The 15200-nt window shown below is 31.8% G+C and carries 10 protein-coding genes; 6 read left to right on the plus strand and 4 right to left on the minus strand.

Annotation, left to right across the window (positions count from 1 at the left end; translation table 11 throughout):
• Positions 1-141: 141 nt before the first annotated feature.
• The gene (locus WAF17_RS01775) at positions 142-1521 is read right to left on the minus strand and encodes an NAD-dependent succinate-semialdehyde dehydrogenase (RefSeq protein ID WP_338765499.1); all 1380 of its coding nucleotides are present in this window, start codon (positions 1519-1521) and stop codon (positions 142-144) included.
• A 163-nt stretch (positions 1522-1684) separates the two neighbouring features.
• Between WAF17_RS01775 and WAF17_RS01780 the strand changes: the two genes are divergently transcribed.
• From WAF17_RS01780 to WAF17_RS01800, 5 genes are all read left to right on the plus strand, one after another.
• Entirely contained in the window at positions 1685-2272 is a 588-nt protein-coding gene (locus WAF17_RS01780) for an HAD family hydrolase (RefSeq protein WP_338765501.1), read from the plus strand.
• Between the two features lie 141 nt (positions 2273-2413).
• Positions 2414-5740 carry a SpoIIE family protein phosphatase gene (locus WAF17_RS01785; protein WP_338765503.1) on the plus strand — a complete coding sequence of 1109 codons (3327 nt, stop codon included), beginning with the start codon at positions 2414-2416 and terminating at the stop codon, positions 5738-5740.
• 389 nt (positions 5741-6129) lie between these two features.
• Positions 6130-6765, plus strand: a complete 636-nt coding sequence (locus WAF17_RS01790; RefSeq protein ID WP_338765506.1) for a cytochrome C oxidase subunit III — start codon at positions 6130-6132, stop codon at positions 6763-6765.
• Positions 6766-7021: 256 nt separating this feature from the next.
• Complete coding sequence (locus WAF17_RS01795) at positions 7022-8428, plus strand: arginine decarboxylase (protein WP_338765508.1); 1407 nt, start codon at positions 7022-7024, stop codon at positions 8426-8428.
• A 99-nt stretch (positions 8429-8527) separates the two neighbouring features.
• Positions 8528-9400 (plus strand): hypothetical protein, encoded by an 873-nt coding sequence (locus WAF17_RS01800; RefSeq protein WP_338765510.1) that lies wholly within the window; start codon positions 8528-8530, stop codon positions 9398-9400.
• A gap of 78 nt (positions 9401-9478) precedes the next feature.
• Here the strand turns inward: WAF17_RS01800 and WAF17_RS01805 are convergent, their stop codons facing one another.
• Positions 9479-10879, minus strand: coding sequence for a hypothetical protein (locus WAF17_RS01805; RefSeq protein WP_338765512.1), 1401 nt, complete (start codon positions 10877-10879; stop codon positions 9479-9481).
• 197 nt (positions 10880-11076) lie between these two features.
• On the opposite strand from WAF17_RS01805, the gene WAF17_RS01810 reads away from it, so the two are divergent.
• Positions 11077-11445: a DoxX family protein gene (locus tag WAF17_RS01810; protein ID WP_338765514.1), complete on the plus strand. Its 369-nt coding sequence runs from the start codon at positions 11077-11079 to the stop codon at positions 11443-11445.
• A gap of 120 nt (positions 11446-11565) precedes the next feature.
• On the opposite strand, the gene WAF17_RS01815 is transcribed toward WAF17_RS01810, so the two are convergent.
• Together WAF17_RS01815 and WAF17_RS01820 are read right to left on the minus strand one after the other, a co-directional pair.
• Positions 11566-13176, minus strand: coding sequence for a S8 family serine peptidase (locus WAF17_RS01815; RefSeq protein WP_338765517.1), 1611 nt, complete (start codon positions 13174-13176; stop codon positions 11566-11568).
• Positions 13177-13556: 380 nt separating this feature from the next.
• Positions 13557-15143, minus strand: coding sequence for an oligopeptide:H+ symporter (locus WAF17_RS01820; protein WP_338765520.1), 1587 nt, complete (start codon positions 15141-15143; stop codon positions 13557-13559).
• Between the last annotated feature and the right edge of the window lie 57 nt (positions 15144-15200).

The following is a 15200-nucleotide window of genomic DNA, read 5'->3' on the forward strand; positions in this document are numbered from 1 at the left end:
GGTTTCAAGTTGTGGTTGTTGGTGTCACTTCACTAAAACACCAACAACGGCATTAATTAAGAGTTAAATAAACTACTCATTTCGAAATATTAGATTATTGATATTCAACTGGTTACTGGCTACTGTTCTCTGATAACTGATTTACGCTATCCAAACCGTTTTTATATTCACAAATTCGTGAATACCATTAATAGCTAATTCTCTTCCATATCCCGATTTTTTGATACCACCAAAAGGCAAACGAGGGTCAGATTTAACCATTCCATTAATAAAAACACTTCCAGATTCTATTTTTGAGGCTATTTCTCTAGCTTTATTTCTGTCTTGCGTCCAAAGTGAAGAACCTAGACCAAACTCTGAATTATTAGCAAGTTCAATCGCATGGGTTTCATTTTCTGCTTTTATTACAGAAGCAACAGGACCAAAAAGCTCATCATCAAAAGCTGACATTCCTTCTTTTACATCTACTAAAATTGTAGGTTCATAAAATGCCTTTTTACGCTTTCCACCCAAAATTATCTTAGCTCCCTTTTCTACTGATTCCTTTACTTGTTCTTCTAATTCTTTTGCTAAATCTTCTCTTGCCTGTGAGCCAACATCTGTTTTTTCGTCCATTGGGTCTCCCATTTTCAGCTTCGCCATTTCATTTTTGAATTCTTCTACAAACTCATCATAGACTTCTTTTACAATAATAAAACGTTTGGCAGCAATACAACTTTGTCCAGAGTTTTGAGTACGTGCTGTTACGGCAGTTTTGGCAGCTGTTTTTATATCTGCATCTTTGAGAACGATAAATGGATCGCTTCCTCCCAATTCTAAAACTGTTTTTTTGATATTTTTTCCTGCGATTTCTGCGACTGAAGACCCTGCACCTTCACTGCCTGTGAGTGTAGCTGCTCTTACATACTCATTCTCTAAAACCTGTTTGACTTGACTTCCACGAATCACTAAATTTTGAAATACATTTTTAGGAAAACCTACTTCTAAAAAAAGTGATTCCATAGCCTCTCCACAACCGAAAGAGTTAGAAGAATGCTTCAAAATACCAACATTTCCAGCCATAAGTGAGGGAACAGCAAAACGAAATACTTGCCAAAATGGAAAATTCCAAGGCATTACAGCCAAAACAACACCGAGAGGGTCATAACGAACATAAGCTTCTGAACCATCCGATTTTTTAGAAATAGGTGCTAAAAATTCTTCTGCTTTTTCTGCATAAAAATCACAGAGCCACGCACACTTTTCAACTTCTGATTTGGCTTGTGTAATTGGCTTTCCCATTTCTTTTGTCATTAGTTCAGCCAATTCTTGTTTTTTGTCTTTTAAGAGAAGCGAAAGCTTTCTAAAAAGTTCTGAACGCTCTTCAAACGTTGTTTTTTTCCAATCTTGAAAAGCATCTTCTGCATTTTGTATTTTATTTGTAATTTCTGATTCTGAAAGAAGCGTATAAGTTTTTAGAGTTTCTCCTGTGGCTGGATTGAGCGTTTGAACTGTATTTTTGTCTTTAGTTTGGTCTGACATGTTTTTGATTATATAAAAGTGAAGTTAAAAAAATGAATAATTTTAGTCTTTATAATTCATTAAATCCATAAACAGATTAAAAGTTTAGAGAAAATAAAAAAACTGTAAATGACATTGAACTTTTGCAGATAAATAAAATGTTTTAGAACGAAAAAATGATACTATGACATACAAAAACTTAGATAAAACACTTCTTGTTCTTGACATAGATGAAACTCTTATTTTTGGTTCTACTCAAAAGTTAGATAAAGCCTTTGATTTTACAGTTTTTAATTATTTTATCTATCGAAGACCTTATTTAAAGGAATTTTTTGAGAGAATAAAAGAGCATTTTCTGATTGCACTTTGGTCTTCTGCTGACGATGAATATGTAGAAGAAATTGCCAAAAAGATTATACCGAATGATATAGAATTAGAATTTGTTTGGGGGAGAAGTAGATGTAGTTATAAAAGAAACTTTAATCCTATTTTTGATGATTATCAAAATTATTTGGCTTCTGATAATTATCATTTTGTAAAACCTCTAAAAAAACTCAAGAAAAAAGGTTATAAACTAGAGCGTATTTTAATTGTAGATGATACGCCACACAAATCAAAGGAGAATTATGGTAATGTAATCTACCCAAAAGAATATAGAGGTAAAGAAAAAGACGATGAGTTACTTTTTTTAGCTGATTATTTACTCACTTTGAAAGACAAAACAAATATCAGAAGAATTGAAAAAAGAGGTTGGAGGAATCAATCTAAATAAAAAGACGTAGTTTAATTAATTTAAAAACTCTTAAAAGTATTGATTTACTATCCTATATATTGTAATTCTGTTTATAGTTCTGCAACTAAATAAATAAAAAAGCTGTCTATAATGATACAAGAAATATAAAAACTACTCTCAATGATAAAATATATTTACTTACTACTTTTTACTTTATTTTCCATAACCCCACTTTTTGCACAAGTGGGTACACCTCCCATGACTGGATTTGCACCCAATGAATACAATGGCGCACCAGATATTCGTGCTATTATGCAAAGCAAAAGAGGTTTTTTGTATGCTAGTTCGACAGGAGGAAACCTCTTAGAATATGATGGTATTTCTTGGAAAAGAATTGCTGTGCCTTGTTCTCATATCAATACACTTGTTGAAGATAAGAATGGAAATATATTTTTTGGAGATATGTTTTTTTCTTGTGCAGCTTATTTGCGTCCTAATAAAACAACTGGACAATGGGAAACTGTCCCAATTAATTTAGATTTGCCTGACTCTATTATTGCAGGTAATAATTTTGGTATAAGAGTTCGTCAAATAAATGGTGAAATATATTGTATTTTACGTGGTGGTGCTATAGGAAAAGATGTTTCATCAGTTTATCAGTTTAAAAATGGAAAATTTATTCCTCTTCCTTTGAAATCTGCTTCTACTTATACATTTATTACACAGAAAGGTATTTTTAATGTAAAAGCAAAAAATAAAGTAGATCTATATGATTTGAATGGAATCAAGAAAGATAGTTTGCAAATAGATATTGAAACAGAACCCTCAGAATTCTATCAATTTAATGATTATTCAGAGGATGAGATTTTATTCTTAACAGTCTTTGACAATCTTTGGAAGTATAATTTCAAGACAAAAGAAACATCATCATTTTTTCCTTCTGACGTTACACAAACACTCAAAGCTGCCCAACCTCTCAATTTTAATATTCTTACAAATGGAAATATAGCCATAGGAACAGTACAAAAAGGAGTTTTTATTGTTGATAAAAATGGAAATATCATAAAGAATATTTCTACTGCTGAAGGCTTGAGAGATAATATAGTAATGGCAACTACTCAAGACAAACAAAACCAACTTTGGACAGCTCTGTATAACGGAATAAACAGGATAGATATTAATGCCCCTTTGAGTGTATGGACAAAAGAGAATGGAATTTTGGGAAGCACAACACACAATATAGTCAAGTATAAAGATACTTATTTTGCTGCTACTATTAGTAATGTTGTTTTTTTTGATAAAAATGAAAATACATGGAAGCCTGTAAAGGGTACTAATATAGAAAATTTTATTGCTGGAATACTTACTTTATCAGACCAAAAGGAGCATTTATTTATTGGAAATATAAATGGGTTGCAAGAAGTTATAAAAGATAATAAAGAAGGCTGGATAGCAAAAAATATTATAGAATCGAATCGGCAACTTCGCTTAAGAACAGTAACAAACCATCCATCTGCTCCAAATAAAATATATGCATGGGGATTAGCTAATTTAGGATATTTCAAGTATAATGAACCTTCTAACGAACTAAAAAGAATTGAGGCTTTAGAAGGAGTGAGAGTAGTTTCTGGTCTGACACAACGTATAGAGAATTCGATTTGGACAATCGCAGTAGAAAAACAACAACCTGTAAGGATAGAATTACCTACTGAAAAAATGACTATAATTCCTTATGACACAGCATTTGTAACTCTTTTTGATGGAAAATTAGTTCTAGCAAAAAGCAATTTAGATTCTGTTTTTACTTTAGATAAAAATAATCAAAAAGTATATGATAAAAACATCAGTAACCTTTTAAAACCTTACAGAAATAGTACAATAGGGTTTCAAGAAGATAGTTTGGGTTCTTTATGGGTATTCAACCCTCAAGAATTTTTTATAAATGTATTGCGTAAAACAGAAAATGGCTATCAAAGAGATAATTTATTAGAACAATCTTTGGGAAAGTATGTAATAAGAGGAATTTATTCAGACTCTAATGACAAACAAATTGTATGGGTAAGTACAACTGAAGGTGTTCTGCGAGTAAATATGTCAAAGTCAGAGGTTCAAACAGATAATCAAGCTAATTTTTCGACTTATATTCGTCAAATAAAGATTGGACAGGATTCTCTTATTTTTGATGGGAATTTCTTTGAACTCAAAAAGTTAGAGAATGACTCTACTCAATATACTATTTTGGCAAATCAGCCCAAAAATCAAGTGATAGAACTAGATTTTATAAATAACTCTATTGCCTTTCAAGTAGCAGCACCATTTTTTATAGAGGAAAAACAAATTCAGTTTGCTTACTTTTTGGAAGGATTAGATGAAAAATGGTCAGACTGGACAAAATTAAGCGTAAAAGAATATAATAATCTGAAAGAAGGAAAATATACACTTCATGTAAAAGCTAAAAATTATTTAAGTACAGAAAGTACAGAAACAACTTATCAGTTCAAGGTACTTCCTCCTTGGCACAGAACTACCATAGCTTATATTTTGTATTTTGTATTTGGAGTGGGACTTATTTTTGGCTCAACCCGTTTCTATACACATCGTTTGCGCCAACAAAATGAACAATTAGAGAATCTAGTTTCAGAACGTACAGACGAACTTTATCAAAAAAATGCAGAACTTTCTACTCAAAATGAGGAAATTGTGCAGCAGCGTGATCAATTAGATGTCAAAAATCAACATATTGCAGAACAAAATAAAAATATCGTTTCTAGTATAAATTATGCAAAAAGAATCCAAACGGCTCTTTTACCAATGGAAAAACGTATCAAACAAGAAATTCCAGAGCATTTTATTTTCTACAAACCTCGTGATATTGTAAGTGGAGATTTTTATTGGATAGAAAAAATTGAAGATAAAGTAATTATTGCTGTTTCAGATTGTACAGGTCATGGCGTACCAGGGGCATTTATGTCTATGCTAGGAAGTAGTGGACTTACGGATGCTGTTTTTCAGCAAAACCTAACTTCTCCTGATTTGATTCTGACTCATTTGCATAATTATATCTATTCAGCCTTAAAACAAAGTCAGTCTGATAATAGAGATGGAATGGATATTTGTATTGTTGTTTGGGATAAAACAAAAAATCAAATTCAATATGCAGGTGCAATGAACCCGCTTTATTATGTTCAGAATGAAGAGTTTTTGCAAATAAAAGCAGACAAAATTCCTGTTGGAGGAACAATGGCAAAAGAAAGAGTTTATACTCCTCATACAATAAACCTACACGTTCCAACAACTATTTATTTGGCTTCTGATGGCTATCAAGACCAATTTGGAGGAAAAGATAATCGAAAGTTTATGACCAAACGATTCAGAGAACTTTTATTAGAAATTTCGCATTTACCAATAAAAGAACAAGAAAATCGTATTTCTCAAGTCTTTGAACGTTGGAAGGAAAATACACACCAAATTGATGACGTTTTGGTTATGGGAATGAGGATTGGATAGATTTTTATATTTTCTAAAAGCAACCAAAACATAAATGTATGTATCTCTGTTTACAGAAGGTAGAAGAGCAATAGAACAATGGATAGAGAATAGAAGTCTTTTTTATAAATGATAAAAAGCAGTAACTAAGCTACTAGATTTATTTCTATTAAATACTTAAACTCACTAAAAATCAAGCTGTTTGCTTCACTTTTTTATAGAAAAATTGTATCTTCGTAATAAATACAATTGAACTAAAATATTAAACAGTTTATTGATTCTTTATTCATTCATCCATAGCAAACACAAAAAAGGATAAGAAAAAATAAAAATACATTTATTGATTTTAGAAATAATTTTAATATGTTTATTGCTATCTATTTTTTGTACTAAATCACAGACAGAATTTTATGCAAAAACAAGAACAAACTAATATCAGAGAGAAAAAAAAGACTACTCTTGAAAAAATGGAGCAACAACATCCCTACGTTATGATGATGTATTTGGGGGTTATGGGAATATTTATGGCTTTTACACTCCTAATGTTGCTATTTTTCAATGAATCTTTGATAAAATCTGTTAGCCATCCTATTAAGTTTCCCTATGCTTTTTTTGTTAGTACAATTGCTATTGTGAGCAGTAGTTTTTTTTTAGAAAAAGCACGTCAGCAGTTTTACAAAGATAATTTTGTAAAGTTGAGAAACAATCTTTTAGCTGTTTTTGGTTTGGGAGTTATTTTTCTAGCATTACAAATTGTGGGAGGCTATGAGTTGCACCAAAACAAAATTTATTTAGAAGGAAAAACGGCAGGTGCATATCTTTATATTATCTCAGCTTTTCATATGATTCACCTTGTTGGAGGACTTATTTATGCTGCAGTTCTTCTCAACCAATATATAGACAAAACAGATGATGCTGTTCAGATTTTGATTACAGTTACTAATCCTTTTGAAAAAATAAAATTACAACTACTTACTATTTACTGGCATTTTATGGATGCCCTTTGGATAGCCATTTTTCTAGGCTTTTTGATAGCATTGATATAAAAACAGTAAGAAATACGACATTGATTGAAGACGCTTAAAATGGAAATATTTCTATAATATTTTTATTTTGAGCGTCTTTTTTATTATAAAAATATTATAGTCAGTTTCTTATTTTATTGATAAACTAAATTATTTTGCAATAACTTTATATCCTATTCAAGTTTCTATAAATAAATGTAAATTTGTAACAGATTTCTTAATACGAAACATAAAATATCTATAAATCTTCTTTCATTTAATTCCTCAAAAAACTCTGATGGTAAAACGCACTTCTCAACAACGCTATATTGACCTTATCAACCAAACTTTTTATTTTGATACACCTGATTTTACAGTTTCGAACGACGAGCTTAATTTTTATGGTGTTGAGCTTATGCCAATTATTGAAAAATACGGAACGCCTTTGCGCCTTACTTATTTGCCAAAAATTAGCGAAAACATACGAAGGGCAAGAAGTCATTTTGGGGAAGCTATCAAGAAATTGAATTATGATGCCGATTACGTATATTGTTATTGCACGAAATCTTCGCACTTCAATTTCGTAATGGAAGAGGTTTTGAAAACAGGAGCGCACCTTGAAACCTCTTCTACTTTTGATATTGCTATTGTCAAAAAGCTACATCAAAAAGGACTATTGAGTAAAGATAAATATGTAGTTTGTAATGGTTTTAAGAGAGAGACTTATACCAATGAAATAAAATCACTTTGGCAAGATGGATTCAAAAATTGTATTGCTGTTTTGGATAATCGAAAAGAAATAACAGCCTATGAAGATTTAGAGGTAGAACAAATGCAAATCGGTCTTCGTATCGCAACAGAAGAAGAACCTAATTTTTCATTTTATACTTCTCGTTTGGGGATTCGTTATAAAGATGTCGTTGAATTTTATAAAAAACATGTAGCTACAAATTCAAAATTAAAACTTAGTTTGTTGCACTTTTTTGTTAATTCTGGTATTCGTGATACAGTTTATTTTTGGAGTGAATTTAATAAGTTTGTTCGTGCCTATTGTGATTTGAAAAAAATCTGTCCAGAGCTTCATATTTTGGATATTGGTGGTGGTCTGCCTATCAAAAACTCACTTGGTTTTGAGTACGATTATGAATACATGACAGAGGCGATTGTAACAAATATTCAAGAAGTTTGTGAGCAAGAAGGTGTTCCTGTTCCTACTATTTTTTCTGAATTTGGAAGTTTTACGGTCGGAGAAAGTGGCGCAATGATTTTTTCTGTAATGGCTCAAAAACAGCAAAATGACCGTGAACTTTGGTATATGATTGATGGTTCATTTATCACACATTTGCCTGATACATGGGGAATGGGTTATCGCTTTATTACGATGGCAATCAATAATTGGGACAAAGAATATCAGCAAGTTCATGTGGGTGGAATTACTTGTGATAGTATGGATTATTACGATTCAGAATCGCACGTCTCGAAGCTAATGTTACCTAAATTTACACGAGGAACAGAACAGTATATCGGTTTTTTCCATACTGGCGCATATCAAGAAAGTTTGGGAGGTTATGGAGGAATCCAACATTGCTTAATTCCAAATTCTCAACATGTAATTATTGATAGAGATGAACAAGGAAATATAACTACTGAACTCTTTAGAAAAGAACAAACAGCAGAGCAGGTTTTAGATATTTTGGGGTATTGATTTTAGACGTTTTTTAACCTTGACAGTATTTTAAAAAGACTCTCAAGGTTAAAACATATTTAAATTATTGAGATTATTTTGGATTACAGAAATTAAATCATGCATCATACTCATCAATTAAATAATTCTGCTCACTCGCATATCATTGAACGAACTGATCCCATTACAGGAGATAAAATCACAGAAAATGATAAAGTAGTTTTCTGTGGTAATTGTAGCTCATGTTTTTTGGAGGAGAGTTGGAAATATGTGAATTATGAGCATTGTGAGCAGAATAAAACTTTAGATTTTATACCTTTAGTTCCTTCTAAACTTCTTGTAAAAAAGGATAAAAATAGCATTGTTTTTCTCAAAAAAAGAGCTGATACAGATGGAGTTGTAGTTTTACTTTCTTTCACAAGTCTGTTCTTTGGTATGTCTCCTTTACTTTTGGTTACTTCTTTTCTTCCAGACTCTATTCTGTTGAATGAGTCTTTAAAAGGCATATTTGTGATTGTTAGTTTCTTCGGTAGTTGTGGTTTGAGTTTCTTTGTAAGTTGGCGTTTTGTTAGTAGTGATTTTTTTAGAAGTATAATAGGCTTCAAAAAACATGATATATCTATTTTCAAAAATAGAATAAAAGTAGGAAAAGACGTATTTTATTGGCAAGACATAGAAGAAATTAAGTTTCAGAGGTATATGAATGGAAGCAAAATGCATATAGTTTCCTCAAAAATACCAGAGCTTTTAATCTATTTAAAAGATGGAACAAACCATGTAAAAACACTTCCTAACTCAAATTATAAAGATATTGAACCGTTCTTGAAAGGACTGATAGAAATACCTGTTTTTGTAGAAGTATTTTTATATACAGAAGAAGCAAAAGAATATGATACTATTAAAAAACTAGCATCAAGATTTAGTAAAGGAAATATTAATATTAAAGAACCATTGAAGATTTTGAAAGACCCAAATTATCCAAAACAGTCTTAATTATTATAAAACTTTACAAAAGCAGCCTTTATTGTTGTTGGTGTTTTGTGGTAGTAACACCAACAACAAAATACTCATCTATTTACCTTTGATAACTTCTTCTTTTATCAAAACGCCATTTCTGTCAGTCATTCTAAAATAAAATGTTTGTCCTCTTCCCAAATAGTGTTTAAAGACAGTTGGAATGGTTCTATAACCGTGATGTAATCCACTATTTTCTAAAATATTAGCTACTTTATTGCCATATTGGTCATAAACATCAAGACTCACTCCTGAAACTGGATCAACAAGATTAACCTCAAAATTATGACGTTGAACAAGCATTTCTTTGCGTTCTATTTTGTGTCCGTCTGTATAAACTCGCTCTCTTCCTACTTCTTTTCCGTTTTCATCTTTAGCTATCAAAAAATATTTTCCACTCTTAGGGATAAAAGCATTATGGCGAATATTTATTACCGTTTGTGAGCTTTTGTTATATTCTTTATCTGTAAAATAAGATTTAAAAAGATGGTTTTCATCATCATATAAAGCGAGATTTAGTTTTGTAGGCTCATCTAAAACAAAAACAAACTTATTTTCAGTTTCGATAAGTTTCATATCTTCATTATGAGCAATACTATTTTTATTTATCTCTTGCTCTGCCAAAATTCTTTCTTCGTTTTCTTTTGCTAGATTGATTAGCTTTACTTTAAAAGTTGCATCTTCTCCTACTTGTTGTGTAAACATAAATGAACGATAAAAAAAACCTGCTTTTGCCTCATAATCTTCTATGATTGTTTTGAATAACTTTCCTTGCTCATCATAAACTTCAATATTTATTTTTTGGTCGTTTTCCAAAAAAGTCTGTAAATATCCATTAAAAGTATAAGTAGGAATATATCTTTCCTGTGCTGCAAACTTCATTTTATCAAAATCTTCTCCTTTTGCTTCACAAACAGCCTTTGCTAAGTTTTCAAAAACCTCTTGTTTCGGATGGGAGAGATAATTAGTTTCCTTCTTATTCGAAACACACCAAACACTAGATTGAGCAAGATATTCTTTTTGATAATCATACTTTGCAATCGTTTGAGCTACTTTTGCAAGTCCTTCAGTATCTAATCTATTAAAATTATAAAGCGCATTTTTGTAAGGAGAGCCATTACTTGCTTGAATACAGGCTGTCATTACAGGTTGAAGTTTGGTCGCTCCTTTTTGAATAGCAAATTGATAATCTTCTAAAATCATCAAATCTTGAATACTTTCATCTTCACTCTGAAATACTGTTCCTGCCGAAATCTTAACCAAAAGTGGTCTTGAGTACGTGTTATAGATATTGAGCAATAATTTTTCGCCAAAATAACCTCCCAATCCTCGTGCATTGATTTCAACTTGCTGTTTTTCTATGAGTTCTGCTAGTTCTATGTGCGTCATCTGTGCAGAAGAAAAATTGAAGAAGGAAAATAAAACAAATAATAAGACAGATAAAATAGTAGTTTTCATAAAGTTAAATTGTAAAAATGGATAATCAGACTTCTCTAATTTAACGAAAAAAAGTCATTTTATTTTATGATTTAATTTTAATAAACGTCAAAGTTATTTCAAAGTTATCGTGGAATGGTTTATTCTCACTTTCCTATGATTCAAAAAATTCATATATTGTACATATAATTTTCAAATATTTCAGACTCAAAAAATTCATGCAAAAAACAATTGAAGGTATTTTATCTATTTTGGTAGCTGTGATTCTTGTTCAGACCCTTTATTTTAAATTTGGTGCAGCTCCCGAATCTGTGTGGATTTTTTCTAAACTTAATGCAGAACCTTCAGGAAGATATTTAGCTGGTTTTCTTGAGCTTATTGTAGCCATTCTGATTTTAATTCCCAAAACTCGTCGTATTGGAGCTTTGGGGGCAATTGTAATTATGTTAGGAGCAATTACTTCTCATATTTTTATTTTAGGAATCCGTGTACAAGGCGACAAAGGACTTTTATTTGCTCTCGCTTGTATTACACTTGCCTGTGCTATCAGCGTATTGATTATGCGAACCATCCGAAAAAAACGCTAAAAAAACTCCATTTTTGACAAAAAAAAGCCTATTCAATCATAAAAATTGAATAGGCTTTTATCTTTTAGAAAAATAAACTTGCCCTTGTTGGTATAACCATCAATGACATATTTCACAAATTTATTCTTGTTCCAAAACTGCATTAATTGCTTTGTCAGCTTGAATAAAATTACCAGCTTTGTTTCCAGCATCTAATTCTTTCCCAGTTTCTTTCAATATTTGATAAGCAGTTTTTGTATCTAGTTCTGGGTTTAATGCTTTCATCACACCCAAAAGACCAGCTACATAAGGAGTTGCCATCGAAGTACCATTCAAGAATTTGTATTTTCCTTTAGGATAGGTAGAAAAAATCTGAACTCCTGGAGCTGCAATTCCCATTTCCATATCTTGTACATGATTAGAAAAAGGAGCAATACTCAAATCAGGCGAAATAGCAGAAACCGTAATCACACCATCTGCATTTGCTGGAGAAAAATCTTTCGCATTTTTATTAGAATTTCCTGCTGCCACTACAACAATTGCACCTGCTGCATTTGCATACTTTACAGCTTCTGAATAAGCTTTCTGATGAGAATCGTTTGAAGGCCCTCCTAGAGAAAGTGAAATTACGTCTGCTCCTGAATCTGCTGCCTTAATAATTCCTGCCAAAACAGTTTCTTGAGAACCAAAACCAGCATCATTTAATACTTTAACACTAGAAACAGTTACAAATTCTGAATTTGGAGAAAAAGAAGCGATTCCTTTTCCATTATTTGTTACTGCTGCTGCAATTCCTGCACAATGCGTTCCGTGTCCTAGTTTGTCATAATCACTTTTCTTTTCGATAGAAAGGTAATTTGCAGTAATATCCTCGTGGTCAGCTTCTACGCCTGTATCTAAGATAACAATCTTTGCTTTTTTCTTAGGCTTTTGTTCTTTCAAAGAAGCATACATTTCTGCTACTCCCATTTTTTCAAATCCCCAAAGGTCTTTTAAGTTAGGGTCATTGATTCCAAAAGAAGGTTTGTTTGGAGCTACATCAAAAGAAGTAGTTGGATTTGTTGGAAGCTCTAAGATTTCATTTCTTTCTAAATAATCTATTGCACCCGATTCTTGAAGCTCTCCAATGATTACATCAATATTTTTTAATTGGAAAGTAGGAATATCTAAAATATAATATTCTTCTAATTCAGAATACTCATCGTGCTTTAAATTAGGAAAAGCTCTACGAATAGACATATTATATTTTTCCAAAATTGGAACAATATCATCTTTATTGGTCATATTCAAATCTAAAAGAAGCTCACCATTTGAAGATAAGTTAGAAGGCAAAGTAGCAGGTTCTTTATCGCCAATGATAGTTTTAGCTTCATTTGATTCCATTCCACACATAGAACCTGTTTCAAAATAATTTACGGCAGCTTCTCTTCCTGCATCAAAAAAGAATAACTTCAATCCTGCAATAACAGCAAAAATAGTGAAGTAAAGAACTTTAGGACGAGGTGCAAGACGGTTAAAAATCAAAATTACGACAGTAAGAATTGCCAAATCTGGAGTAAGAACGCCTAAAAGGTCGTACATAAGCCCACCATCATTGAAGAATAGCGAAAGGACATAGAGTAGAGAAGAAACAAAAAAGCTGTTTCTTGCAAAACCTGCTGCGTGTTGGCGTTCCTTGAGGAAGAAGTAAACGGCTGCTGAGAGCAGAAGTCCACCATACGCCAAAGGATATAAGAAATCGAAATTTTCCATAGAATTAGGTTAATTTATTTTTATAAATGAGAATTGATTACAAACTTGAGTTAGTTTTGAACTAAATATTTATCAAAATACGATTTTTTTGAGCAATTACAAAACTGATTAGCTTATTTTAATTATAAAAACGGTATTTAGTTCTATAACGGATTTTCTAGGTAATAGGGTTTCAAAATAAATTATTTTCATCTTTTTTCAGATTCATCTGTTTTTTTGTTTCACTGTACAATTGATAACTTAGCATTCTTTAAAAAAACGAAACCCACGATTTTAATCGTGGGCAAACAAGCTTGTTTCACTTTTAAATCAAAAAATCCTTATCAATACTATTTTGATAAGGATTTTTTGATTGCTACTTTATTTTATAAAAATAGGACTTATTTAATTCCGTGCATCCATTTTTTCATCCAAGGAGAAAGAATAAGCGCAAAGATAGCAAATCCAATTGCTGCAAATCCTACTTGAGAAAATACAGTAGAATAAGTATAGAGTTTCTCCATTCCTTCACTAAATTCAGATGCTTGTTCTACCGAAATTCCTGTAACCATTTCTATAAGTGCATCAATAAAAGTAGGTTCAGAAACTACTCCTGCATCATTTCCACCACCTGCTGTAAGGTTTGCAATAATACCTGCAATATGGTGAGCAAAAGCAGATGACAAGAACCAAACTCCCATCATAAAACCTACATATTGTTTAGGTGTAAGTTCAGTTACTTTAGAAAGTCCTACTGGGGAGATAAATAACTCTCCTGTTGTCATAAATAAATAACCTAATACTAAGAATATCATAGGAACTTTCGCACTAGCATCTACATAGCGAATGGCAAAAGCAAATATTAAGAACCCTAAACCAAGTTGAGCAATTCCTAAAGCAAATTTTATTGGCGTAATAGGGTTGAGTCCTTTTTTAGAAAGCTGTACCCACATAGTAGAGAAAATAATGGCAAATATGACAATAAATGCTGGATTGATAAAGTTTGTTTGTGAAGCATTAAGCCAAACAAGATTTACATTGTTATCAGCAAAAAGAGTTAGAGAACTACCACTTTGCTCAAAAAATGACCAAAAGACTGTAATAAAAAAGGTCAGTAAACAAACTACAAAGACACGTTGAGCCTCTTCTTTTGAAACTTTCGTAAAAATAAAGATTACATAAGCAATACTTACAGCAAGAGCAGCATACAAAATCCAAGAAACATATTCATTTTTCCACATCAAAAATGTAAAAACAGGAACAGATATAAAAGCACCTAAGTAAACAATAGATTCTACCATTTGCTTTAATGTTCCTTTACCTTCTGGTGGATAACCTTGCGCTCCAAAAACATTACCTTGTGTTCCATTCCAAAAAGCTCCTAAACCTAACAACATTCCTACACCTGCAGCACCAAATCCCCAGTGCCAACCGTAGGTTTCGCCTAACCAACCACAAACTAGAGGAGCAGCAGCAGCACCTACATTGATACCCATGTAGAAGATAGTAAAACCTGCATCACGTCTAGCATCACCCTCTTTATAAAGTGTACCTACAAAAGAAGAAATATTGGGTTTAAAAAATCCATTTCCTACAATAATCAATGCCAAAGCAGCATAAAAAGCAATATCATTTTCTATTGCCAAAACAAAGTGTCCGACTGCCATCAAAATACCACCCAGCATAATAGCCTTACGATACCCTAGTAATTTATCAGCTATCATTCCACCAATAAATGGTGTAGCATATACTAAAGCGCCATAAGCTGCATAAATAGTAATTGATATTGTTTCTCCATTTGCATCTCCAAAAAACAAGACTTTTGTCATGTAAAGTGTCAATAATGCACGCATTCCATAAAAACTGAATCGTTCCCACATTTCTGCAAAAAAGAGATAAAAAAGTCCTTTCGGATGTCCAAACAGTTCTTGCAAGTCGCCTTCGAATGCATCTTTGTCTGGTTTTACTGGTATTCCTTCTGTTGCCATAAAATTCTAATTGGTGTGTTTATTATGAGTAACTAATTAATTTTTAGTATTTTTGAA

This window comes from Bernardetia sp. ABR2-2B (genome assembly GCF_037126435.1).
In the GTDB taxonomy this organism is placed as follows: Bacteria; Bacteroidota; Bacteroidia; order Cytophagales; family Bernardetiaceae; genus Bernardetia.

Coding starts and splice junctions, on each gene's coding strand:
- WAF17_RS01805 (WP_338765512.1), bottom strand. CDS start 10,879: ATGAAAACTACTATTTTATCTGTCTTATTATTTGTTTTATTTTCCTTC.
- WAF17_RS01775 (WP_338765499.1), bottom strand. CDS start 1,521: ATGTCAGACCAAACTAAAGACAAAAATACAGTTCAAACGCTCAATCCA.
- WAF17_RS01785 (WP_338765503.1), top strand. CDS start 2,414: ATGATAAAATATATTTACTTACTACTTTTTACTTTATTTTCCATAACC.
- WAF17_RS01795 (WP_338765508.1), top strand. CDS start 7,022: ATGGTAAAACGCACTTCTCAACAACGCTATATTGACCTTATCAACCAA.
- WAF17_RS01820 (WP_338765520.1), bottom strand. CDS start 15,143: ATGGCAACAGAAGGAATACCAGTAAAACCAGACAAAGATGCATTCGAA.
- WAF17_RS01800 (WP_338765510.1), top strand. CDS start 8,528: ATGCATCATACTCATCAATTAAATAATTCTGCTCACTCGCATATCATT.
- WAF17_RS01810 (WP_338765514.1), top strand. CDS start 11,077: ATGCAAAAAACAATTGAAGGTATTTTATCTATTTTGGTAGCTGTGATT.
- WAF17_RS01780 (WP_338765501.1), top strand. CDS start 1,685: ATGACATACAAAAACTTAGATAAAACACTTCTTGTTCTTGACATAGAT.
- WAF17_RS01790 (WP_338765506.1), top strand. CDS start 6,130: ATGCAAAAACAAGAACAAACTAATATCAGAGAGAAAAAAAAGACTACT.
- WAF17_RS01815 (WP_338765517.1), bottom strand. CDS start 13,176: ATGGAAAATTTCGATTTCTTATATCCTTTGGCGTATGGTGGACTTCTG.